Genomic DNA, 24,001 nt, shown 5'->3' on the forward strand with positions numbered 1-24,001 from the left:
CAATCACCTCTCTCTTTCATTAAGCCAAGACTTAAGTATTTCAACTACTTGTTCTGGTTTTTCCTTTGCGTATTTTTTAACTTCACTTTCTATATGACTAGCTTCATCGTTAGGTTCAAAATCTATTGGATTATAAACCACTGTTTCTTTAGGTTTTATTTGTTCTCCTACAACTATGTCTAGGACATGTGGTCTTTCATCCCCATCTTTCTTTCTTCTGCTTCTTAAGAATATGATAAGCGCTATTATAGCTATAATTCCTATACCAGCTCCTATAGCAATATTTCTTATTAAAGCCATTCTTTCTTGTTTAGCTATCTCTTCTTGCATAGCATCTAATTGATCTTTTGCTTCTTGATTTGCAGTAGGATCAAAGGTCATACCTATAACAGATATTTCATCTCCTCTATCTGCTTTAAGCCCTATAGCGTTAGCTATAGATTTACTCATCTGCTCTTGAGTAGCTGCATCTAAGTTTCCATCTACCATAACGGATGCTGTAACTCTTTTTATTCCACCTGGAGCACTTATAGTTTTAGTCTCTGTTTTACCATAATCATAATTTGTGGTTTGTTTCTCACTTGATGAAGTCCCTGAACCATTTTCTGTTTCGATTGTGTTGCTTGTATTATTATCAACTGGACTTGCTCCATCTGTTGTAGTTCCATTTTGGTTAACATCTTTAGAGGTTTCTTGACTCACTATAACCTTATTGGGATCTACAATCGTTTGTGTTTGAGCTTTTGAATCAAAATCTAAATCAGCATTAACTTGAGCTGATATTTTTCCTTTACCTAAAACTGGCTCATATAAACCTATAATTGCTTGTTGTAGTTCTTTTTCAAACTGCTTTTCAGCTGCTCTTTGTTTATCTACTGAAGTTGCACTTTCAACTCCATTATCATCAAACAAACCTTTAGATAAAAGATTCATATCCGAATCCATAACTTCAACATTTTCGTTTGGAATGTTTTCTGTACTTCCTGAAACTAATGCTACTATACTTTTTACTTGATCATTTTCCAAGGTTTTTCCTGCTTTTAACTGTATATAAACAGCAGCCTTGCCAGGTGTTTTATCCTTAACAAACACTGAACTTTGTGCAGGGGTTATATGTACTCTTGCTGCTTCTATCTGAGAAAAACTTTTTATAGTTTTTTCTAACTCCCCTTGAAGCATTCGTATTTTCTTTACTTGAAATTCCTCATCTGTCATACCAAAAGAACTACTTTGGTCCATAAGTTCATAGCCTTTACTTCCGGACTTAATTTCTGTTGCTAGTTCTAATCTTAGTTCGCTTACCTTTTCCTTTGGTACTAAAATGCTTTGCCCGTCTATCTTCATATCAACTTTTGCTTCTTTAAGCTTAGCTGTTATAGTTTGTGCATCACTTGCTTCCAAATCGCTAAATAAAATACCATACTTATTTTTACTAGAGTAAAAACTAAAGGTTATAATACCAACTACTAATGCAACTAGGGCAATAATCAGAGAAATTTTAACTCCTTTTGAAAGAGACTTAAATTTCTCTTGGAACTTCTTTATAATCTCTTTTATTTTCTCCATTATTAACTCCTCACTGTTATCATTATATCTGCATTCTATTTATTTCTTGGATAGCCTCAACTATTTTATTTCTAACTTGTACTGCTAGTTGTAGAGAAGTTTGAGCTTCTGCTGCTGCAAGCATAACATCGTGTACTTCAACATCTTCACCTTGAATCATCTTGGTTGTCATTTCATCAGCATTAACCTGCTGTTCATTTACTTCGTTTAGCTTGTCCTTTAATATCTTAAAGAAATCACTTCCACCAGTTTCACTTACTTTGCTATTTTTATTTTCATTACTTGTGTTAAAAATCTGTTCATTTGGAATGAATGAATTTATCTTCACGTATTATACCTACCTTCCTATTTCTAGTGCTTTCATAAACATACTTTTATTTGCATTTAATGTATCTATGTTTGCTTCATAAGATCTTGAAGCTGAAATCATATCCGCCATTTCATTTAATATATTCACATTTGGAAGTGTTACGTAACCTTCTTCATCAGCATCTGGGTGTGAAGGGTCATACTCTTTTCTTAATGGAGATGGATCATCAACTATCTTCTCAGCCTTTACCCCTGCTCCACCTGTTTTATTATCTAAAATTTCTTTAAATACAGCTATTTTTCTTACATAAGGTTTTCCATCTTCACCTCTAGTAGTGTTTACATTAGCTATATTTGATGAAATTGTATCCATTCTAAGTCTTTCAGCAGTTAATCCTGAAGAACTTATCTTTAATGCATTAAACATACTCATAATTATTTACCTCCACCTGTTATAACATATCTTAAATTGCTTATCTTTCCATTAGCTGAAGTAACTAAGGCATTATAAAGCATAGTATTAGCTGCCTGATTAGTTTTTTCAAGTTCTAAATCTACATTGTTTCCATCTGTCCTCATGCTTGTACTTTCATCTTTTAAGACTTTAGCTGTACCAGAAGCGTTGTTATCAGTTATGTGTTTGTTTTTAGTTACCTTTAATGATAATTCACTAGAACTCTTCTTAAATTGATCTTCAAAAGATACATAGCTTCTTTTAAAATTTGCTGTATTAATGTTAGATATATTATTCGATATAATTTCTCCTCTTAATGAAGAAGCATTTAATCCACTTTTGATTAAATTATATGTTGATTCTGATATATTCGCCATAGATTTTCTCATATCCTCTCTTTATATATTTAAATTCTTACATCATTCTTACTAAAACCCTAAAATCCAACAAACAATTTAATATAATTATAATTTATATTTAAAGATATTTCTACATAATTTTTCAAGTTTTCATGTCTTTATTTATATTTTTAATTGATTTTAATCTTTGTTAATAACTTTTAACTTATCAAAACCTGCTTTTCACATTTAATTGTCAGAATTTTCTGCCTAATAATAATGATTACTCATTAGATATATGATATCTTATTCTATAAAATAAAAAAAGAGTTTTCAGAATAATTTTTTATTCTAAAAACTCCATTTTCTACTTTAACATACATTTAATATCAAAAAAAGGTACAATCATACAACAAATTTCGACTATTTTATTCTTTCTAATATCTGAAGAACGTCTTGTGGAAGCTTATTTGTTTGAACCATCATGGCTATAGAAGAGTTTACTAATATAGATTCTCTTGAATAGTTCATCATTTCTTCAGCTATATCTGCATCTCTTAAACTACTATCTGCATTTTCTACAGCTTGAGAGATTTCCCCTAAACCCTGAGATAAAGATTCAAACTTGTTTTGTATAGCTCCATATTTACTTCTAATAGAATTTACACTATTTACAGCTGAATCAAGAATTTCAAGATTTTTATTACGCATAGTTGGATCAAGAACATTGATTTCCTCTAAATAACCTACGCCATCTTTGCCTAGATTTGTTGTACTTGTATTAAATGTAGGAATTTTTGCAAGTTCTCCTACATTCGCTCCAATTGTTGTATTTATAAATCCAGGTTTATTATTGTCAGTTACATTTTGGTCATTCAACAACTTTACTCCATTAAATTCAGTATCCTTAGTTACTGAGTTTATATGTTCCTTTAATTGGCTTACTTCTTGTTGAATAATAGCTTTATCTTCATCATTTAAAGAATCTGAGTTAGCTTGAACAATTAATTCTTTCATTCTAGATAAACTTTCAGAAACTGAATTTAAAGCTCCATCAAAGGTTTGAAGCATAGATGCTCCATCTTGTAGATTTCTTCCCGCTGCTTGAAGTCCTCTTATTTGAAGTCTTAACATCTCAGACTGTCCTAAATTATTAGGATCATCTTTCGCCGAGTTAATCTTTAACCCAGTAGATATTCTGTTAAAAGCAGTTTCTTGAGTTTTAAGTGCCTTTGTATATCCTTTATAAACATTAAGAGACATTAAGTTAGTGTTTAATCTCACATTCATCACTCCAATAAATTTCTATATATAATTTATATCGAAGATAAACTTTAAAAACTTTATAGGTGAATTTAAAAGAGTCTGCAATTAAAACAGACTCAGTTCATTTTATATACTTTTAATAAGTTCTTCCCCAACATAACAAGCATCTTCAACACTTAAGCTTGAATAGATGGGTAAACTAATTTCATTTTCATATTGAGAAAGGGCATTTGGATAATGATCAATCTTATATCCTAGCTTCTTATATAAAGTAAATAAAGGCAGCGGCTTAAAGTGAACATTAGTTGCTATTCCTTTTTTAGCTAAGTTCTCAATAAGTTTATTTCTCTTCTCTTCTTTAAATTCTCTAATTCTTAAAGGATATAAATGATATGAAGTTTCTGTTCCTAAATCATCTTTTTCAAAAGGAACTATAGCCCAATCATAGTCTTTAAGCAAACTTGTATAAACATTAAAAATCTTCTTCCTTTTTTCTAACATGTCAGGATATCTTTTTAGTTGTACTAATCCAATAGCTGCACTTATATCTGTCATATTACATTTAAGCCCATCAGTTATGATATCGTACTCCCATGCCCCTGCTTTTGTTTTAGAAAGTGCATCTTTGGTTTGACCCTGTAAAGATGTAATTTTAAACTCTCTGTATAGATCTTTTTTTCCTAGAATAATATCCTCATTATAGGTAATCGCTCCACCTTCTGAAGTAGTTAGATTTTTAACTGCATGAAAGGAAAAAGTATGAAAGTCACACTGACCTCCTACAACTTCTCCCTTATATTTTCCCCCAAAGGAATGTGCAGAGTCACATAGTATAATTATATCTTCTCTATTTTTAGCTTTTAAAACTTCCTTGATACCATCATAGTCACAAGGAACTCCGCCAAAATCTACAGGCATTATCATTTTAGTATTACTATTTATAGCACTCTCTAGTTTATTTAAATCCATAAAAAAGGAATCTTTCTCTAAGTCTATTAAAGTTGGTTTAAGTCCCCTATGCAAAGCTACACTTGAAGTTGAGGAGTAGGTATAAGGAGTTGTTATTATTTCATCTTTTCCTTTTATATTAAGAACCTTTAAAACTAACTCCATAGCTTCCGTTGCAGAATTAACTGCTACAGCTTTGTCAACTGAACAATATTCTTTAACCTTGTCCTCAAATTCTACTACCTTAGGTCCAGAAGTTATCCATCCTGATTTTAAAACCTTAGTTACCTCTTCTATTTCCTCCTCTGTTATATCTGGAGGAGAAAAAGAAATTTTTCTTTCGTCTTTCATATTACTTCCCCTTAACTTAGTTAATCTTTTCTCTACTATTATATGAAGCTTAAACTTACTATCTACTACAAAAGTAAAAAAACACTTCCTAGTACTCTATTATGCCTAATAGAGTACTAGGAAGTGCTTAAAATTTATTCAATTATTAATTCGTCATCATTGTATATATCTCAAAATCCCTGGCAGCTTCTGCATCATCAATCTTTCCATCACTTAGCTTTCTATAAAGCATATATAATTTAAAACTTAATTCAGGGTTTGTTACTTCAGTTTTAGTCATCTTATCTTTAATCTTATCTTTGATGTTTATTTCTTCAAACTTAAGATTATCCTCAATCACTTCAGACATCTCATTTATAATCCTTAAAGCATCTTTATTATCACTCAATACCTTAAGTACTTTTAAATCAGCTTTTAGTTTTTCTAAATCTTCTCTTTTTACAACTAGTTTATCATTAATACTCATAACTATTCACCCTACCCAATCCATCTTATTACAATTATACGATAATCTTTATATAAAAATCAAACTATTCTACTTTATAAGTCTGTATTTCTGATTTCTGATATTTAGTCTTACTGCAGTACTCTCAATATATTTTTTATCTAATAACGAGTCAAATGAACTTTTAACACCTCCTGACATAATCTTATACCCAAAGTAATTTGCAATCTCTTTTTTAGTTAAAGGTCCATCTTTTAAAAGTTCAAGAATATTTTTCTCAATTAGATTTACATCATCATAATCTTCTTGTTCTTGCTTTTCACCTACTTGTTTCTCATCTAAAAAAGTTTTATTTACATTTAACCTTACTAAGAAGTAATCCCTATTTTCATTGCTTTTAAATATCGGTTTCGAGGAATTATTAATATGCATAGCCTTTATCATTTTGCCTAATCCAGTAGAGTTTCCCGTTGTAAATACTAGACCTTGTAAAAACTCTCCAATCCTTATATTTCTATATATTCTAGCACAAACTTCACCCTCATTTATTTCATTTTCATCTACAATTTTATCTGCTCCAGGATAACTTATAATTACAAACTTAGTCCTATCTATTCTAATCTCTATAGGCATATGCAGCTTATAGTTTTTATGATAAACAGCATTTACAACAGCTTCTTTTATAGCATCTATTGGATAGTTACACACATCCCCGCTCTCCAGTTTATTTATTTTAAGTACATAAGTTTTTACATATCTTAAAACCCCTCTTATTTGTTCATGGATAGGCCCATCAAAAACCGTCATTATATGCTTCTTATCGGCAGATGAATTTTCAAAGTGCACAAGGTTTATATAACTTCCTGGAATAAAATCTTTTGGTCTTTCAGTAAACATCAAAGCCCCAATATTTTTAACTTTTAAAGCTCCTGATGACTCTTTAATTATATCTAGCTTTTTCCCAATATCCTCGATTGAAATTTTTAAAGCATCTTGGTATCGATCACCTTTAATATCATAAAGATATTGTTTTATTAAGGTCAATCTTAAATCTTCAAGCTTACATTCTAAGTTTATATCATCATCAAAAGAAGTTTGATAATTATTATTTATAGGCAAGATTACCTCTTCTTTAATTTCCTTTTTATCTTTATTAAAGAAAATTTCTCTCTCAACCTCTCCTTGAACCTCCTCTCCATCAGTCCAAACCGAGTGGCTTAAATACTCATCTTTATCATCTCTTCCAAACTCACTTACCGTAATTTCCTTCATGAAACTTTCTCCTAATAAAATTATTCCCTTTATACTATGTAAAAGTTAGAAAAAGATTTCTATATATCTCTAAAACTCTCTAGTATAGGCACTATTCTACATTTTGCATTAAATATTGACACAATTTTAACTTATCAACATATTATATTAGTACATTGAATTTTAGGGAAGGAGGTGATTTATTATGAATGTAAATGAAGATTTGCAAACAGTCACTTTAGCCATAGAAATCTACAATGGAACTAAACCTTCAGGTGAAGTAACCTATAAAAAAAGAAGTTTTTCAGGAATAAGGCTTGATGCTCCAACTGAAAATATTCTAAATGTTGCTAAAGCCATAGCTTCAGTATTAAACACTCAAACTGGAGACTATTTACTAACTAAAGTAAGTAAAATTTCAGAAACTGAAGGAGAATAGTATTATGAATTTTGAAAAAACATTAGCTAGCACTGGAGGTGAGATATATGGATCATTCACTTTCCCTAGTCTTTATCACCAGCAATGGTAGTAAAGCCTCTATAACTATTCCTGATGTTAGAGAAGGATTAACTAATGAAGAAGTTGAGGAATTGATGCAGGTTATTATAGAAAATAATACTTTTCTAACTAAAAACGGAACTCTTGTAACACCTTACTCCGCTAAGATTGTTAGTAAGAGCAGTTCAGTTATTGAGTTAAAGAAATAAAAAATTTAGCCCACTTGCTTTAGAGTTTTTGTAACTCTTTAGTAAGTGGGCTTCTATATTGCTGTGGGGTTTTAAATATCTTAATCTTCTTTCAAAACAACATCTCTAAATATAGGTTTGTCTACTCCATATAGAACTTTAACGTTATATTCGTTAGAAAGATTAATATGATTTACTGTGTTTATATTCCTTGTAGTTATGTAATAATCAGCTTTATAAAATAAACCCTCCTCGTTACTTAATCTGTCATTAATAATCAATACATCTGGTGCATTTATTTTATTTTCCATCATCTCTGAAATTTCAAAAACATGTTTATCAAAATCATCATTTTCTTCTATTCTAAGTAAAAGGGAGACATTATCATCACCTGAAAACTTATTTAAATATTCTTCCAGTACTCTTTTCCATACAGGATAATTATCATAAAAATCAGGATAGAATAATATTTTATTCTTTTTAGCATCAAATATCAGTTCTTCTATTTGATTTTCACTATCCCATTCCCTATTATAAAACGCTTCTATAAAGCTATCTATATCAGCATTAAACCAATCTTTATTTGCATGAATATACTCTGCAGACCAATTCCACCATTTTATTTTTAATAGTTTTTTTATTTGTTCTTCAGAAAATCTATATTTTACTACTCTAGCAGGATTTCCTACTACTATTGAATAAGGTGGAACATCTTTAGCCACAACTGCTTTTGCTCCAATTACAGCTCCATCTCCTATAGTAACTCCAGATAAAATAGTTACATCTTGAGCAATCCAAACATCGTTTCCTATAATTATTTGACCTTTAATATTTAAATTCCAATCCATGTTATATCCTAACACAGCTTGCCAAGGATAAGTAGATACCGCTAAATAATCATGATTTTCATCAATTATACATTTTATATTATGTGATATAGATGAATAATTTCCTATAACTATACTATTAAATTCATTATTTATAGGGCTTTCAACTTCCATTCCCATTATATAACTTCTATTTCCCATTACAACTATCGGAAAGTCTTTAAATTTATTATTGTTAGCAATAAATTTCCTCATTCCATCTTTAAAATCGGAACTTTTAATTATTATTCCCATATCTATCCCCTTATATTTTATATCATTCCTTTATTTGTAATTCATATCTTTTTATAACTTCCATTAAATATATTTTCACTCCCAATACTTATTATCTTTTATCAGTTGAAAATATTCATCATTTAATATACCAACTAATATCCTATCGTAGTATCTATTATTTTTAAAAATATGTTTCCTTCTAACGCCCTCTTCTTTCCATCCACATTTTCCACAATAAAGCTTTTGCGATGCTATATTATATTCAACTATATCCCCATCCAATCTTTTAAGTTGCAGTTCTTCAAATGCATATCTCATAACCGCCATTACAGCATCTGTTCCATATCCTTTGCCCCTATAATCTATATTTCCAATTTTTATTCCAGTAAATGCAGTTCTATACTTCCAATCAATATTCCATAATCCAGTCATTCCTATGACGCCATCTTCTTTTGTTTCAATAACCCATCTTAGTGTATCTTTATTATTTATAGATTTCTCATACCACTGTTCTTGCTCATATTTTGAAACTGGTAATGCCCATCCCCCTAATAGTCTTTCAACTTCTGGATCATTCATTATTCCTCTTAATGTATCTAAATCTTCTTTTTCTATCGATCTTAATACTACTTTTTTCCCATGTATATTCATTTTTTCACTTCCTTATTTTTAATTATTAATAGTTAAATTCATTAATTATATCTATAATTAGTTTCATGTCACTTTCTGAATACCTTTGATCTATAGGCAACGGAATTAAATATTTAGCTAATAAATATTCAAATGAATTTTTTTCAACTCTTTCTAAAACTTCTTTCCAATACGTAGCCACATATATTTTATTTTTAATTAAGTAATCTTTTAATCCAGATTTCTCTACCACAAATGGATAAATCATAGGCCCATTTAAATTACTTACATCTAAACTAATCTTATTATATTTCTCTAGATACGAATGAAGATATTTAAAATTATTATTTCTAATTTTTTTACATTCTTCATAATCTATGCTTGATAAAATTGACATAGTTGCTTTAGACATTTTTTTCATATGGGAATTATCTAATGTTTCTTCATTTTTCTTAAACAAGCTATAACTATTATTTGCATCCATATCTATTCTTTTTAGTAGATGTTCAAATCTATTAAATGATATATCCTCTTCTAATTCAATATTAAATTTTTTATCAGTATATAAATATCCACCATCAGGTACTCCAAAAAATTTTCTTGGAGAGTAGACACTATCAAATTCTTGCGAACCTTTTTCAAAAAAAGCTTGAGTATTATCAACTATGACATTATCATATCGCTTTAAAACATATTTTATGTTATTCGAATTTAGTCCAAAGTAGTTAACATATAAAATTACTTCTTCTGAGCCTAAATCAGCCTTTAATAATGGTTTAAAAGCGCTATCTATTGAATAATATTCATATTCTATATTTTCTTCAACTATAGGTTGTAATACACTACTACCTATATAATGTGGTAAATATATTTTTTTGTATCCTTTTGCTCTTATCAAATATTGTATACAATATCTAGCACTATTTAGCTTAATTGCATTTTTATGATATTCACTGTCTTTTTTCAGTTCCAGCTCAAAGAAACCACCAATTTCCTTTCCCATTAAAACACCTCAAATCCATCAAGCATACTCAATACCTCAAGCTTGGAATTGAACATTATTATATCAATTATAGATAAGCCTGATTGAAATTCTTTATTTCTCTGATTGTATTTTATATCCGCCATCTTTAAAAACTTTAACTGAATATTATTTTCAATAAACTTCTTTTCATCAAATAGTTCCATTCCGCCAAATGGATTTATGTATTCAGTAGCATTAAGTTGCTTAGAAATTTCTAATGCCCAATCACCTGAGGTGTTAACCTCTTCATAATTAAAATTATATTGAGAGGATATTATGAAATCGAACTTAATACCAAGATAATTACAAAGTTCCTTTAAAACATTAACATTAAAGTCAACTAAGTTCAAACTTTTATAATTAAAACATTTCTCAACTATTTTTATCACTTCTTCATAATAAGGAGCTCTCTTTTTATAAATACTTAGTTGCCCTAATATTTTTCTTTTCCATTCTATATTATTGTTTATTTCTATATTTTTTATCATTTCACTTCTTTTATGTTTATTTAAAGGAATAGTTATATACTGCCAATCTTTTGTAGGATGTAAAATCCTATTTCTATTAATCCACCCATGATATATGTATTGAACATCATCAAAAACAACCCACTTATCAACATAGTTTATGAGCTGAAAATAGCCTAAATATGGCGCAAAGTACGGTTGCATTATCCCAATCCTCATTGTATACACTTCCTTATAATATCTATTATTAACTCTTGCTCTTGTAAACTCAAAGTACTATACAGTGGTAAACATAATATTCTTTCAGAAATATTATTAGAATATTCCATATACTCACTTTTAATGTAATTTAGCTTATCTAAAGATGGGTAAAAATATCTTCTAGGATATATGTTATGTCTTTCTAGTTCATATTTTACTTTATATACAGTTTTTTCATCATTTAGAACTATTGAAAAATATCCATAATTATAATTGCAATTTTTATTATGTTCTTGTAACTTTATATTTTTCATATTTTTAAAAGCACTCTCATATCTTCTATATACAACTCTTCTATAATTCATTTCATTATCAACATCATCAAGTACGCACAATCCCATAGCAGCTTGAAATTCATTTATTTTAGCATTTATACCCAACTCTTCTATTTTATCCGGACCAGTTATACCAAAGTTTATAATTTTTCTCGCCTTCTCATATAAATAATCATCCTTAATTATTAATGCTCCTCCTTCAATGGTATGAAAAATTTTAGTTGCATGAAAACTTACTATAGATATATCGCCATAATTTAAAATACTTTCATTCTTGTATTTGATATTAAACGCATGAGCTGCATCATAGATTACCTTTAATCCATATTCTTTACTTATGCTATCTATTAATTCAACTTCACATCCATTTCCAAATGTATGAACTGGAAGTATTGCAGAGGTATTTGAGGTTATTTTATCAGTTATTTTATTAGGATCAATGCAAAATGTATTTTTATTTATATCTGAAAATACAGGGTTTAATCCTTCCCAAACAAGACTACTAGTTGTTGCTACAAAAGAGAAGGGCGTAGTTATAACCTCTCCTTTTAGCTTTAATAATTTGTACGCTATTTGTAGTGCCATTGTTCCATTGCTTACTAATAATAAATTCTTAACTCCCAGGTAATCTTTCAATCTTTTTTCCAATTCATTAACACATTTCCCATTATTAGTTATCCAACCAGTTTCATATATTTTATCTATATAATTTTTAAACTTATTCATATCTGGCAGATATGTTTTGGTTACATTAATCATCTTTTCTCCTACTTATATTTTATTTACTCACTAATATAAGATTTTCTTTATTGTTAACTCCATATTTTTTACAAACATCTTCGGTAAAAATAGAATCACTTTCTACTATTTTCAGCTTAAATCCTACGCTCTTCAATCTTTCAAAGAAATCTAATCCATAAACTCTTACATGATCTTCCTGCCCATAATATTTTAGTCTTTTATCATCTGTATCTATTTCTTTATCTTCAAAAGAAATAGACAATTTAGGAGAGTACGGAGTCTGTAATACAGCATATCCTCCATTTTTTAATACCCTATACAATTCTTTCATCGCCTGTATATCATTTGGTATATGTTCCAAAACATGATTACATATTATAAAATCAAAGTAATTATCATTGAATTGCAATGCAGTAATATCCATTTTTATTATGGAATTATTTGTTGGATATAAATCACCACATATATACTCTATAGTATTTAAATCACCTATCCTTTTTTGTAGATGATACTCTGGCGCTATGTGTAGAACTTTTCTATTGATTATACTTGTCTCCCAAATATTCATCTTACTGAAAAACATATATAAATGTCGCTCTCTATCATGTGAGTTACAATGGGGACATGTAAAATTATCTATATCACTGCCTATAACATCAAATCTCTTAGTATAATCTGATACATAACCACTCCATGGTAAAAACCTATCCAGATTATTATTACAAATGATACATTTGTGATTATATTCATCATTTGAAAATATTAACTTATTTATTGTATCAGCATAGCATTCTGATATTTTTATTCTCAAATTATAATCTATATCTTTAAATGCTAAATCATTTCCGCAATTACTAAATATACTAAACCATTTAGATAACAAGCTTTTATATGTTAAATCACTATCTATTAATCCAGTTACGTAACTATCTTCAATAATTCTCTTCCATTCAATAAGTCCTTTTAAATAAATATTAAAATTCTTGGAATTTTGATTTGCATGTTGTCTACAATAACTTAAGGTATCCGAAATGTATATAGCATTACCTTCTTCTAGTAATGAAAACCAAGTAGCTAAATCTATTATGTTTTCATAGAAGTTATTATTATAATAGCCAAACCCTTTAACTAACAAAGCTTTTTTAAACAAAACTGTAGTAGGTTCACCTATAAAATTTGTCATATTCTTTAGGCAATATAAGGATAACGATTTACCATTAGTCGAAGTAGTTTTTTCAAATAAAGCTTTAGTAGCATTATTGTCTGATAAATATTCCCCTTTTTCATTTATTAATTGCCTATGTGAAGTTACTAGTGAAGTATTTTCTATGTAGAAAAAATAATTCATCATTAATGATATCTTATCTTTGTGAAAAATATCATCATGGAATAGATAATTAATATATGCACCCCTACTCATTTGAAATAACTTTTGTCCATTTGATATTCCATAATCCATTTTACTTTTTTCGTTTTTAAAATATCTTAGATTTGTGTACTTGTGAAGATACGGTTTTACAAATTCAAATACTTCATCATTAGTACTATCATCCCCTATTATTATCTCAATATTAGGATATGTTTGATTTATAGCACTTTCTAATGCTTCTTTTAAAAATATAGTCTGATTGTATGTTGGTATCAATATACTCACCAAAGGAAATATTTGTTTACTATATTCATCAATAAATATATTTCTTAATCTTTCATAATTCTCACCTATGTTTATAATCCCACAATCATGTAAACACCATGGTTCTTCTTGTCTAGGAATGACCACATTATATCCAACTTTTATAAATTCAACACATTGTGATAGATCATAAAAATCCCATCCATCAAATATATCTTCTCTCCACTCTATATCATGTTGAGTAATCATAATTAATCCATCAATCGCTTGTACTTTTTCATATATGTCATCAATATCTTGAAAAGCTAACAATTCCATATTGCCGGTAGGATTATTATATACTTTCCCATAATTATTATATGACTCCCACCATATTGCATTAGTAGGTATTGCTTTACTTCCTATTACTCCAAGCATTCCTATATTGTTATCTGTTTCAAATATTTCAAGTATATCGTTTATAAAATTCTTATTAATAATAAAGGTATCTTGATGTAAATAAACTTTATATTTTGCATCTGTTTTTTTCATACCCATATTATACCCTTGCATAATAGATTTAGCCCCTCTAATAGGTATTAATTCTATTTTTATTCCATAAGGTATTATTAAATTTTCTATGTATTTAACACATTCATCATATAACTGTTCATTATTTACACATGAAATGAAAGCAATCTTTTTTTCCATAATATCACCGTAACCTAACCAATTAATGTATTAATTAACTGGTCTAATTCCTCTCTTTTTCCTTTAATCTTATCAAAATAACTGCGTGCAAGATTCTTTTCTCCAAAATAGTATAATACATATCCCATATTATAATTGCTATCTACATCTTCTGGCTCCAGTTTTAAAGCTTCACTTAACAATGGTATAATATTGTCACTTACTCCATTCTCAAAGCAATTTATAGCTAAATAATTTAATATATATACTTTTTTTATCATAAACTTATTTATTATACTAATAAGCTTACTAACATCTTCTCTCTTTAAAATTTCTACTATAGCTTCTGTACTTTCATTTACTTCTATATCAAATTCAATTCTTCTTAATATAAACCTAATACTTAGCCAATAGTTATATTTCTCTTTAACCATAGCTGTTATATTTAGAACATCCCCATCCTTTTCTTTAATCTTCTCTAATTGTTCTAATGACATTTCATATTCACCTAAATCAAATAAAAGTTCTCCATAATTTCTTAATAAAGATTTATTAAATTCATCCTGTTCTAAACCTTTTTTAAATAGATATATGACTGTATCATATATATCATTTTTATAACATAATACTCCAAGAGTATTTAATATTTCACTTCTGTTTTCTAAATTATTTATCATTATCACTAAGTTTTCTTTTTCTATTTTTCTTTCCTTAAGAAGATTAATTAAGGTAAAAAAGTTTTTATCTAAGTTAATCTCTTTATCTATTTCTTCTAATATATCAAACACATTTATAAATTTTTGTTGAGAAAAAACACAAAAATAATATTCTGTAGATACATCTATATCCTTCTTTATTTCTATATCTTCACTATTTATCTTAGAGACTATTCCCTTTATATCTAAAAGTTCAAAGTTTTCAGTTTCAAAAGTCTTTATGTAAGAAGAAATCAATGTTTTATTTTCATTAATATAATTTTCTATGTTAACACTATTTTCCTTTAGCGTTAATAATTCCTTATAGTTAATAGGATTTTTTATTATAAAGATTATTTTCCCATTTTCTTTTAATAAGTGCTTATATTGGTCTAGGTTTAATTTTTCTAGACTAATTGAATAATTTACAATAATAACATCAAAAAACTCTTTGTATTTTTCTAAATTATCAACAATATTTACATATCTTTCTGCAATCTCTCTCGCAAACTCATTTTGTTCAATTCCATAAAAATTAAACTTAGGATGCTTATTTTTTATATTTAATAAATTAGCACCTGTTCCACAATTTATTTCAAGTATATTTTCATATTTATCGTCTAGATAATCTACAGTTCCTCTAAATATACTCATACTACTGCTAGAGGTAAATCCCCACTTTTCTAAAAATTTGTTTTTATTTCTTTCTAGTATTTCACTATACTTTTTATTTAAACTGAATGAAGTTCCTCCATAGTGATGAATAAATGTGTCTTTGCACAATAATAATCTATATCCTGCTTTTATTAATCTAATCGAATAATCATCATCTTCAAAATTACCTGGAGTGTAAATCTCATCTAAAAAGCCTATTTTATCCACAGCTTCTTTTTTTATAAGTACACAAAACCCAATTAATTTTTGTCTTTCTTCCCATAGCTCAGGGTTTGTTTTATTAAATTCATTAGCAAACTCATGCATTTCTTTAAGCGAATTATAGGAAGTTTCTATATTTTGATAATATGAACAGGAATTAGTTACTAAGGATACTGCCCCTATAGTCTTATCCGAATATAAACAAGTTATTAGGTTGGACAACCAATTCTTAGTAACTATAACATCATTATTTAATAATAGAATATTATCTCCTGTTGAAATCTCTATTCCTTGATTACACCCCTTTGGGAAGCCCTTATTTTCTTCATTTAATATTTTGATAATGTCATCTTGATCAGAAAGCCATTCTCTAGTTCCATCAGTGGATAAGTTATCTACAACAATTAATTCATACTCTTCATTTTTAGTATATTCTCTTATACTTTCTATACATTGTTTTGTATAATCTAGGTTATTGTAAGTTAAAATTACGATACTTGTTTTCATTTATTAAATCCTTTCAAACTTTCATAATAGTTTCTATTCTTTTTAGTGCAGCTTCATAACTTCCACAAAGTCTATAATATTCACACGCTTCTTTTATAAATCCAAGACATTCAAAAATAACCCCAATGTTATATAAAGCTAAATATGAGTTTGTTCCTAAAAGCTTCCCCTCTTTCATATCCAAACATTTAAGAAAAACCTCAGCACTTTCTTGAAATCTGCTATTATTCATATATATAAGAGCTTTCAAAAATATAAAGTCTACTTCATTCTTATAATACTTTTCATACTTTTCTATATACAAAGCCTCTTCATATTTCTCTAAGTTTATTAAGCAGTAACCATAGCTTTCTATGAGATCTTCAATATATTCAAGCAAAAAAACATCTTCATCTAAAAGCCCTATAGCTTCTTTAAAGTAATTATACGCTTCCTTATATTCTCCACTCATATAATAAGACTTTCCTAATTGATAAAGTATGTATATATCATTAGGGGCTTTTAGTAACATTTCTTTTAAGAGATTTATATTTCTTTCTATTTTATTTGTACTATTTATTACTTCGGTAGTATATCCAGTGTGCTCAATATCGATATCTATAGGAATCATTTCCCCTATATTATTGTTTTTAGCAGTAAGCTGTTCATGTATAATGCCTTCATATTTATAATATTTCTTGTTGAAGAGTCTATTGACTCTTTCTATATAGGTTTTTACTTCTCCATGTCTATCAAAAGTATTAAATCTTTTTATTCTACCGATTGAGCTTGTTGAGGAGACTTTAACAAAATTTGAAATACTTTCTTTATCATAACCTACTATATTCTCATCTCCATCTAAAACTAATATCCAATCATTATTAGCTTTGGATATAGAATAATTCCTAGCATTCCCAAAATCATTTCTCCATTTATAATCATATATATTTTCTGTAAAATTACTAGCAACCTCTTTAGTTTTATCACTTGACCCAGTATCTACTATTATTATTTCATCAACGACATCTTTTACAGAATTCAAACAATTAGCTATATTTTTTTCTTCATTTTTTACTATCATACATAATGAAATCATAAATTTATCATCCTTATAATTATTCTTTTAATGACTGCACATTCATAGATGCATCTTTATTATTAGGATCTAATAATAAACTTCTATTGAAATATCTTAATGCATTATTTTTATCATTCATATAATAAACAACTACACCTAAGGCGTTTAAAATATCACTATCAAATGGAATTAATTCTATGGTTTCATTTAGTATATTCAAAGCTTCTGTAAAAGAGCCTTGATTTACTAGACTTTCTATATTTCCAAGTAATAGATCTTTTTCTTTAAACACATTAACATATTTATCGAACGTCTCTATCTTCTCTTTATATATCTTAATGATTCTTCTATATTGTTCATTTTTACTTAATATGAAGTTTAATTTCCTAACAAATTCAAGCTTATTGGTAGATATTAGTTTATACAAGTCCAAAAACTCATTAATAATTTCAATTTCAAAATTATCAATATTTAAATCCCTATAACTCTCTCCATATATGCACTGAACTAACTTATTATAATCTCTTAAGTACTGTTCAAATATGTTCAGATATTCTTCATCAGTTAAGTTAGGTATATCTAGTAAAAACTTCTCTATCTCAACTATTACTTTTAATTCTTCTTTTTTATATGAAAATTGTCTCGTTATTATTGAGCTTTTAAGTGAATTCACTAATAAAAGATTATTTGAACATGCAGCTTTTAATAAATCCTTAGATATTATATTATTGATAGACTCTAATTCAAATAAACTATTTGAATTATTATATATTAGGTATCTTAATGCATATATTGATATCAAGTTAACCTTAGAATATGATATTTTAGCTATCTTATTTAATATATTGTTATCATTCCAATCTTCTTTAATAAATTTATCCTTAATATTAATATATAAGCCTATATCATTTTCAACACCTTTTAATGTTTTTAGTATATTTTCTTTTTCATACATATACATTGTTTTTAAGCTATTTTCTAAGGTTGAAATAAATATGTCTTTATTATTTTTTTCATTTTTAGCCTCTAATAATAGTTTATCGTAACTCTTAGATTCAATTAAGGAATCCAAATAAATTGAAAAATAACTAAGTTTAAGATTATTATTTTTACAATTTTCATATAGTTCTATAGATTTATTATAATTTCCTATCCTATTCTCTATGCTACTTAAAGTTAATGTTACATTATCTATGTTTCCTTTAGTATATATAACTAAGGTTATATCCTTATAGCTATTATTATTTTCTAGGTTATTTAGATAAAATAAATATTTTTCAAAGGCTTCCTTTGATTTAATGTATTCTTGTTTTGAGAAATAGCAGAAACCTAAATAATAGTAGTAATCTATATGATCCTTTCTAACCTCCAAGGCTTCTTCAATAATTTTGATACAATCATCATATAAACTATACTCATAAAGAAGCTTTATATAAAGTTGATATATATATGAATCATTTGACTTAAGTCTTTTAGATTCTAAGTAAGCTTCTTTTATATTAATTAAGGAACTTTCACTATCATTAATAAGATTATAGTTTTGAGCTATTTGAAATAAAACATATTTTCTGTCATCTGTATCTATTAATTCCTTCTTCAATATCTCTTGATTTCTATAAAATTTCTTTTCTATAAAATCTAAATCTTTAGTTGAATATCCATAATGTTTAAAACTAGCAGTTAGTCTAACTACAGGGGCCGAATATTGAGGTTGCTCATGTATAGCTCCTTTATACAGACTTTTTTTCTTTTTGAATAACCTAGGAATAGGGCATATAGCGTACCCTTCTTCTTCTGAAAAATTAAAGCTCTTTATATCCACTGTAGCTGCATTATATTTCGTATATATATTTTTTTCAAAAAATTCTACTATAGTATTAGGATTTTCTAAAACCTCATCCCCATCAACTACCAATATCCATTCTCCTTTTGAATATTCTATAGACTTATTTCTTGCCTTAGAAAAATCATTTTCCCAAACATAATCATAAATTTTTTCAGAGTATTTCTTCGCTATATCCTTGGTAGCATCTGTTGAACCTGTATCAAGTATAACAATCTCTGATGATATTTTTTTTGTTATTGGCAATAATGCCTTTAAGCATTTATCTAGATACTTTTCCTCATTTTTCACAATCATAACTATACTTAGTTTCATTATTTCCTCCTATTAAAAAAGTGATAGAGAAACCTCTACCACTTCTATTACCATAATAATTGTAGACCACTTTATGGCTTCTAATTTATGTTTAATCATTATTTATCTATTAAATATTTTATCGTAACTTTCTTAATATACTTTATATGTTTTCTAATATTTTTATATCCTATACATATTTTCAAAAAGAAAAAAGGTAGGGAATTCCCTACCTTAAATACTATCTTAATAATTGTAAAACGTTTTGTGGTTGTTGATTTGCTTGAGCTATCATTGCTTGAGCTGCTTGTTGTAATATATTGTTCTTTGAGTAGCTCATCATTTCTTTAGCCATATCAACATCTCTAACTCTTGATTCTGCTGATTGTAAGTTTTCTGAAGCATTATTTAAGTTAGCTACTGTATGTTCAAGTCTGTTTTGTACTGCTCCAAGTTTAGATCTTTCTTTTGATACTGATTCTATAGCTGTGTTTATTGTGTCTATAGCAGCAGTTGCATTTGCACTTGTATCAACACTATTAGCTACATTGCTAACAGTTAAAGCTGTTGAACTCATTTGAGAGAATGTAACTGCTATTGTTTGATCTTTATTAGCTCCAACTTGTAATGTTACTGTAGTTGATGCTGCACTAAATAAATCTTTAGTATTGAATTGAGTTTGTGTAGCAATCTTATCAATTTCACTTGCCAAAGCTGTTAATTCTTCTTTTATAGAATTTCTATCAGTTGTTACGTTTGTATCATTTGATGCTTGTACTGCTAACTCTCTCATTCTTTGAAGAATGTTGTGAGTTTCGTTTAATGCACCTTCACCTGTTTGGATTAATGATATACCATCTTGAGCATTTCTTGAAGCTTGATCTAATCCTTTGATTTGTGCTCTCATTTTTTCAGAAATTGATAGTCCTGCTGCATCATCTCCAGCTCTGTTTATTCTTAAACCTGAGCTTAGTTTTTCCATTGATTTAGCTGCACTTCCATTGTTTATACTCATATTTCTATGAGCGTTCATAGCGTTCATATTGTGGTTAATTATCATAATATATTCCTCCTTGAATTTTGTTTTTAGACATCCATGTCTTTTTTTAGTTTAGTAAGTATTGTTACTTACTCTTAAATTATCGAAATAATCAATTAATACTTTATATATCTTTTTGACTATTATCTTAATAATTGTAAAACATTTTGTGGTTGTTGATTTGCTTGAGCTATCATTGCTTGAGCTGCTTGTTGTAATATGTTGTTCTTTGAGTAGCTCATCATTTCCTTAGCCATATCAACGTCTCTAACTCTTGATTCTGCTGCTTGTAAGTTTTCTGAAGCATTATTTAAGTTAGCTACTGTATGTTCAAGTCTGTTTTGTACTGCTCCTAGCTTAGATCTTTCTTTTGATACTGATTCTATAGCTGTGTTTATTGTATCTATAGCTGATGTAGCAAGTGCACTTGTACTTACACTATTAGCTACACTATCAACTGATAAAGCTGATGAACTCATTTGAGAGAATGTAACTGCTATTGTTTGATCTTTATTAGCTCCAACTTGTAGAGTTACTGTAGTTGAAGTTGCACTAAATAAGTCTTTAGTATTGAATTGAGTTTGTGTAGCAATTTTATCAATTTCACTAGCTAAAGCTGTTAATTCTTCTTTTATAGAATTTCTATCAGTTGTTACGTTTGTATCATTTGATGCTTGTACTGCTAACTCTCTCATTCTTTGAAGAATGTTGTGAGTTTCGTTTAATGCACCTTCACCTGTTTGGATTAATGATATACCATCTTGAGCATTTCTTGAAGCTTGATCTAAGCCTTTGATTTGTGCTCTCATTTTTTCAGAGATTGATAGTCCTGCTGCATCATCTCCAGCTCTGTTTATTCTTAAACCTGAGCTTAATTTTTCCATTGATTTTGCTGCACTTCCATTGTTTATGCTCATATTTCTATGTGCATTCATTGCGTTCATATTGTGGTTAATTATCATAATATATTCCTCCTTGAATTTTGTTTTTAGACATCCATGTCTTTTTTAGTTTTAGGGATTACCCCGTATGTTTATATTATCGTAGTTAGTTATAACTACTTAATATCTAAAATTTATATTTTTTTATTTAAAAACATATTGTTTGCTACAACACTATTTTGATATCCTTGATTAGCTCTTTTTAGGTTGGCTATTCTATTTAGTTCAGCTTTTATCTCACTATTTTTTTTTGTATAAATTTCTTTTAAGTTATCCTGATAATTTTTAAATTCTTTCGAGTTAAAAAATCCCTTTGCTTCTTCAAAACTATATTCACTATATTCCTTATAAAATGCTTCTCGCTTTTCCAGATGACTCTCAAACTCTTTAAATTTTTCTTCTTTTAATAGCTCTATGAGTTTTAATTCTATCTTTATTGCTTCTTCTTTATAATTCATCAGCTTGAAGTTCCAAACATTGATGATAGAGAAGACATTTGAGCATTGTATTTATTCATTATTGTTTCTAAATTAGCAAACTTTTGATAAAATTTTTCTTCTCTATCTGATAATGAACGTTCCATTTCTTCTATTTTTCTTTCTTTTGATAATAAGTTTTTCGTTATTTCATTATCAGTATATGTCGCTGTCCCAACATAACCAACTTTTTTCAAAAAGTTAGAACTTGAACTCATAACAGAATCATTTAAAACATTTTTAACTCTTTGGAATATACCAGAATTATTGTATTTTTCCTGTTTATCAGTTATTCCACTTGCTGGTGTTTGTGTAAAAAGCTTCACTATTTGGTCAGCACTTGTTTCTAATGCTGCTGTTAATTTCGTTTCATCAATTTCAATTTGTCCACTTTTAGACATATCGTTGGTAAAATCAATACCTATGCTTCTCAAACTTATGCTTGTACCTTCAACCTTAGTGTTAAACGCTTGCCTTAACTGAGACATTATATTTGTTAAATCACTATCTCTTTTTAAAAGACCTTCTTTAACTTTAGCATCCCATTTCTCTATTTGATCATCAGTCATACTATCTCTTTGCTCTTCTGTTAAAGGCTCATACTTATATTGCTTCTTTTCACTAACCTTTGTATTTATATCGCTAATTAGCTTATTATAATCATTTACAAAACCTTTTATTTTTTCTATTAATCCTGATGAGTCTTGATTACCTGTAATTGTAGCAGATCCTACACCTGTTACTTTAAATTTAACATTATCAACAACAAACTCATTTGAGTCAGATGTTTTTCCTGTAACCTTATTACCATATGAATCAGTTATATCATATATAGCATTAGTTCCCTTTATTGAACTTACAGAATTACCATCAGAATCTTTCAAAAGGCTTGTTTTGCCTTGAGTTTCTCCAATTGACTCATATACAGTGGCTCCGATAGATAACTTTAATGATTTTCCATCCCCTGAACCATTCATTATGCTTATATCATCATTTTCAACTTTTACTGATGCACCCTTTTCAACAAATGCGGCTGCTAATTTGTCAATTATTGCTGTTTTTCTTTCTGACTCATCAGTAGTTGTTATTCCACTAAAATCAATTATAGCTTCATCACTACCATTGATTGAAAATTTAACATCTTGTCCATCTTTAATAGCTTGATTCAAATCAGAATAGCTCATATTTTCAAGTTTAACATCTGTTTTGCTTGTAAAGCTCTCGATTCCTATGTATGCTGTTTCTCCAGTTTTAGTTGTTTCTAAATATATATTTCCTGTAAGATCACTTTTAGTAAACTTAGCATTCATTCCATTAGTAACTAAAGTTTGATTTAAATACTGAACAGCTTCATCATCAGTTAATGTGTCACTAAGATTAATATCAACCTTTTTTCCTGATATATTAAGCGTTAGATTTTTACCTTTTAAATCACTAAATTTATTAACTTCATTTGTTCCAGTTCCAAAACTATATTGAGCTACCTTAGCCGTTTGTTTAACATCAAGAGTATATGTTCCTAGTTTAGCTCCAGCTAATCCTTCTGCGGTAACATTTGATCCTGTACTTGTGAACTTTGAAGTTCCATAATTTTTTGAAAGTAATAAAGAATCTGGTTTACTTAAATCCATGTATTTTGAGTAAAAGTCTCTTGAATTTTTAATAATCTCTCTATACATGTCTTGTTTAAATACTAGTAAATCTCTTTCTTGTTGTGCTTTAGTAACCTTTAGTTTATATGGTTGCATCATTTGTTTAACCAGATTATCTGTATCTAATCCAGTAGCAAGTCCTGTTATTCTTTTGTATGATGTAGCAGTTGTTGATGATGTTACGCTTGCCATATCATCACTCC

At 28.1% G+C, this 24,001-nt stretch carries 23 protein-coding genes; 2 read left to right on the plus strand and 21 right to left on the minus strand.

Annotated elements, in window-relative coordinates; translation table 11 throughout:
- Positions 1-3: 3 nt before the first annotated feature.
- The 8 genes from fliF to L1S49_RS03595 form a co-directional block, all read right to left on the minus strand.
- On the minus strand, positions 4-1,566 hold the full coding sequence (gene fliF / locus L1S49_RS03560) for a flagellar basal-body MS-ring/collar protein FliF (RefSeq protein ID WP_238902577.1): 1,563 nt from the start codon (positions 1,564-1,566) through the stop codon (positions 4-6).
- 22 nt (positions 1,567-1,588) lie between these two features.
- On the minus strand, positions 1,589-1,894 hold the full coding sequence (gene fliE / locus L1S49_RS03565) for a flagellar hook-basal body complex protein FliE (protein WP_181601037.1): 306 nt from the start codon (positions 1,892-1,894) through the stop codon (positions 1,589-1,591).
- Positions 1,895-1,903: 9 nt separating this feature from the next.
- Complete coding sequence (gene flgC / locus L1S49_RS03570) at positions 1,904-2,308, minus strand: flagellar basal body rod protein FlgC (protein WP_021800928.1); 405 nt, start codon at positions 2,306-2,308, stop codon at positions 1,904-1,906.
- A gap of 2 nt (positions 2,309-2,310) precedes the next feature.
- Positions 2,311-2,706, minus strand: a complete 396-nt coding sequence (gene flgB / locus L1S49_RS03575; RefSeq protein WP_238902578.1) for a flagellar basal body rod protein FlgB — start codon at positions 2,704-2,706, stop codon at positions 2,311-2,313.
- A 384-nt stretch (positions 2,707-3,090) separates the two neighbouring features.
- Positions 3,091-3,951, minus strand: coding sequence for a flagellin (locus tag L1S49_RS03580; protein WP_238902579.1), 861 nt, complete (start codon positions 3,949-3,951; stop codon positions 3,091-3,093).
- Positions 3,952-4,059: 108 nt separating this feature from the next.
- Entirely contained in the window at positions 4,060-5,232 is a 1,173-nt protein-coding gene (locus tag L1S49_RS03585) for a DegT/DnrJ/EryC1/StrS aminotransferase family protein (RefSeq protein ID WP_238902580.1), read from the minus strand.
- Positions 5,233-5,377: 145 nt separating this feature from the next.
- A complete protein-coding gene (locus tag L1S49_RS03590; protein ID WP_073018637.1) occupies positions 5,378-5,698 on the minus strand; it encodes a hypothetical protein in 321 nt (106 codons plus the stop codon).
- A gap of 69 nt (positions 5,699-5,767) precedes the next feature.
- On the minus strand, positions 5,768-6,949 hold the full coding sequence (locus L1S49_RS03595; RefSeq protein ID WP_238902581.1) for a hypothetical protein: 1,182 nt from the start codon (positions 6,947-6,949) through the stop codon (positions 5,768-5,770).
- Positions 6,950-7,133: 184 nt separating this feature from the next.
- On the opposite strand from L1S49_RS03595, the gene L1S49_RS03600 reads away from it, so the two are divergent.
- Positions 7,134-7,367: a DUF1659 domain-containing protein gene (locus L1S49_RS03600; RefSeq protein WP_021800909.1), complete on the plus strand. Its 234-nt coding sequence runs from the start codon at positions 7,134-7,136 to the stop codon at positions 7,365-7,367.
- 47 nt (positions 7,368-7,414) lie between these two features.
- Positions 7,415-7,636 carry a DUF2922 domain-containing protein gene (locus L1S49_RS03605; protein WP_238902582.1) on the plus strand — a complete coding sequence of 74 codons (222 nt, stop codon included), beginning with the start codon at positions 7,415-7,417 and terminating at the stop codon, positions 7,634-7,636.
- A gap of 80 nt (positions 7,637-7,716) precedes the next feature.
- Here the strand turns inward: L1S49_RS03605 and L1S49_RS23160 are convergent, their stop codons facing one another.
- The 13 genes from L1S49_RS23160 to fliD form a co-directional block, all read right to left on the minus strand.
- Positions 7,717-8,736: a CatB-related O-acetyltransferase gene (locus tag L1S49_RS23160; protein ID WP_275299510.1), complete on the minus strand. Its 1,020-nt coding sequence runs from the start codon at positions 8,734-8,736 to the stop codon at positions 7,717-7,719.
- A 75-nt stretch (positions 8,737-8,811) separates the two neighbouring features.
- Positions 8,812-9,369: a GNAT family protein gene (locus tag L1S49_RS03615; RefSeq protein WP_238902583.1), complete on the minus strand. Its 558-nt coding sequence runs from the start codon at positions 9,367-9,369 to the stop codon at positions 8,812-8,814.
- Positions 9,370-9,394: 25 nt separating this feature from the next.
- Entirely contained in the window at positions 9,395-10,351 is a 957-nt protein-coding gene (locus tag L1S49_RS03620) for a hypothetical protein (protein ID WP_238902584.1), read from the minus strand.
- Entirely contained in the window at positions 10,351-11,058 is a 708-nt protein-coding gene (locus tag L1S49_RS03625) for a WbqC family protein (RefSeq protein WP_238902585.1), read from the minus strand. The genes L1S49_RS03620 and L1S49_RS03625 overlap by 1 nt, the downstream gene beginning before the upstream one ends.
- Positions 11,055-12,134, minus strand: coding sequence for a DegT/DnrJ/EryC1/StrS family aminotransferase (locus L1S49_RS03630; RefSeq protein ID WP_238902586.1), 1,080 nt, complete (start codon positions 12,132-12,134; stop codon positions 11,055-11,057). The genes L1S49_RS03625 and L1S49_RS03630 overlap by 4 nt, the downstream gene beginning before the upstream one ends.
- A gap of 19 nt (positions 12,135-12,153) precedes the next feature.
- Positions 12,154-14,439: a glycosyltransferase gene (locus tag L1S49_RS03635; protein WP_238902587.1), complete on the minus strand. Its 2,286-nt coding sequence runs from the start codon at positions 14,437-14,439 to the stop codon at positions 12,154-12,156.
- A gap of 14 nt (positions 14,440-14,453) precedes the next feature.
- The gene (locus L1S49_RS03640) at positions 14,454-16,496 is read right to left on the minus strand and encodes a glycosyltransferase (protein WP_238902588.1); all 2,043 of its coding nucleotides are present in this window, start codon (positions 16,494-16,496) and stop codon (positions 14,454-14,456) included.
- Between the two features lie 13 nt (positions 16,497-16,509).
- Positions 16,510-17,571, minus strand: a complete 1,062-nt coding sequence (locus tag L1S49_RS03645; RefSeq protein WP_238902589.1) for a glycosyltransferase — start codon at positions 17,569-17,571, stop codon at positions 16,510-16,512.
- A gap of 19 nt (positions 17,572-17,590) precedes the next feature.
- A complete protein-coding gene (locus L1S49_RS03650) occupies positions 17,591-19,711 on the minus strand; it encodes a glycosyltransferase (protein WP_238902590.1) in 2,121 nt (706 codons plus the stop codon).
- Between the two features lie 220 nt (positions 19,712-19,931).
- The gene (locus tag L1S49_RS03655; RefSeq protein WP_238902591.1) at positions 19,932-20,750 is read right to left on the minus strand and encodes a flagellin; all 819 of its coding nucleotides are present in this window, start codon (positions 20,748-20,750) and stop codon (positions 19,932-19,934) included.
- A gap of 122 nt (positions 20,751-20,872) precedes the next feature.
- Complete coding sequence (locus L1S49_RS03660; RefSeq protein ID WP_181601054.1) at positions 20,873-21,691, minus strand: flagellin; 819 nt, start codon at positions 21,689-21,691, stop codon at positions 20,873-20,875.
- A gap of 113 nt (positions 21,692-21,804) precedes the next feature.
- On the minus strand, positions 21,805-22,128 hold the full coding sequence (locus L1S49_RS03665; protein WP_238902592.1) for a hypothetical protein: 324 nt from the start codon (positions 22,126-22,128) through the stop codon (positions 21,805-21,807).
- Positions 22,128-23,990 carry a flagellar filament capping protein FliD gene (gene fliD, locus L1S49_RS03670; protein ID WP_238902593.1) on the minus strand — a complete coding sequence of 621 codons (1,863 nt, stop codon included), beginning with the start codon at positions 23,988-23,990 and terminating at the stop codon, positions 22,128-22,130. The genes L1S49_RS03665 and fliD overlap by 1 nt, the downstream gene beginning before the upstream one ends.
- Positions 23,991-24,001 lie beyond the last annotated feature (11 nt).

It is taken from the genome of Clostridium sp. YIM B02506, assembly GCF_022324845.1.
GTDB classification, from domain to species: domain Bacteria; phylum Bacillota; class Clostridia; order Clostridiales; family Clostridiaceae; genus Clostridium_T; species Clostridium_T intestinale.

Excerpts from the sequence above, each read along its gene's own strand:
- fliF (WP_238902577.1), bottom strand. The coding sequence starts at position 1,566 with ATGGAGAAAATAAAAGAGATTATAAAGAAGTTCCAAGAGAAATTTAAG.
- flgC (WP_021800928.1), bottom strand. The coding sequence starts at position 2,308 with ATGAGTATGTTTAATGCATTAAAGATAAGTTCTTCAGGATTAACTGCT.
- flgB (WP_238902578.1), bottom strand. The coding sequence starts at position 2,706 with ATGGCGAATATATCAGAATCAACATATAATTTAATCAAAAGTGGATTA.
- L1S49_RS03585 (WP_238902580.1), bottom strand. The coding sequence starts at position 5,232 with ATGAAAGACGAAAGAAAAATTTCTTTTTCTCCTCCAGATATAACAGAG.
- L1S49_RS03590 (WP_073018637.1), bottom strand. The coding sequence starts at position 5,698 with ATGAGTATTAATGATAAACTAGTTGTAAAAAGAGAAGATTTAGAAAAA.
- L1S49_RS03595 (WP_238902581.1), bottom strand. The coding sequence starts at position 6,949 with ATGAAGGAAATTACGGTAAGTGAGTTTGGAAGAGATGATAAAGATGAG.
- L1S49_RS03600 (WP_021800909.1), top strand. The coding sequence starts at position 7,134 with ATGAATGTAAATGAAGATTTGCAAACAGTCACTTTAGCCATAGAAATC.
- L1S49_RS03605 (WP_238902582.1), top strand. The coding sequence starts at position 7,415 with ATGGATCATTCACTTTCCCTAGTCTTTATCACCAGCAATGGTAGTAAA.
- L1S49_RS23160 (WP_275299510.1), bottom strand. The coding sequence starts at position 8,736 with ATGGGAATAATAATTAAAAGTTCCGATTTTAAAGATGGAATGAGGAAA.
- L1S49_RS03615 (WP_238902583.1), bottom strand. The coding sequence starts at position 9,369 with ATGAATATACATGGGAAAAAAGTAGTATTAAGATCGATAGAAAAAGAA.
- L1S49_RS03620 (WP_238902584.1), bottom strand. The coding sequence starts at position 10,351 with ATGGGAAAGGAAATTGGTGGTTTCTTTGAGCTGGAACTGAAAAAAGAC.
- L1S49_RS03625 (WP_238902585.1), bottom strand. The coding sequence starts at position 11,058 with ATGAGGATTGGGATAATGCAACCGTACTTTGCGCCATATTTAGGCTAT.
- L1S49_RS03630 (WP_238902586.1), bottom strand. The coding sequence starts at position 12,134 with ATGATTAATGTAACCAAAACATATCTGCCAGATATGAATAAGTTTAAA.
- L1S49_RS03635 (WP_238902587.1), bottom strand. The coding sequence starts at position 14,439 with ATGGAAAAAAAGATTGCTTTCATTTCATGTGTAAATAATGAACAGTTA.
- L1S49_RS03640 (WP_238902588.1), bottom strand. The coding sequence starts at position 16,496 with ATGAAAACAAGTATCGTAATTTTAACTTACAATAACCTAGATTATACA.
- L1S49_RS03645 (WP_238902589.1), bottom strand. The coding sequence starts at position 17,571 with ATGATTTCATTATGTATGATAGTAAAAAATGAAGAAAAAAATATAGCT.
- L1S49_RS03650 (WP_238902590.1), bottom strand. The coding sequence starts at position 19,711 with ATGAAACTAAGTATAGTTATGATTGTGAAAAATGAGGAAAAGTATCTA.
- L1S49_RS03655 (WP_238902591.1), bottom strand. The coding sequence starts at position 20,750 with ATGATAATTAACCACAATATGAACGCTATGAACGCTCATAGAAATATG.
- L1S49_RS03660 (WP_181601054.1), bottom strand. The coding sequence starts at position 21,691 with ATGATAATTAACCACAATATGAACGCAATGAATGCACATAGAAATATG.
- L1S49_RS03665 (WP_238902592.1), bottom strand. The coding sequence starts at position 22,128 with ATGAATTATAAAGAAGAAGCAATAAAGATAGAATTAAAACTCATAGAG.
- fliD (WP_238902593.1), bottom strand. The coding sequence starts at position 23,990 with ATGGCAAGCGTAACATCATCAACAACTGCTACATCATACAAAAGAATA.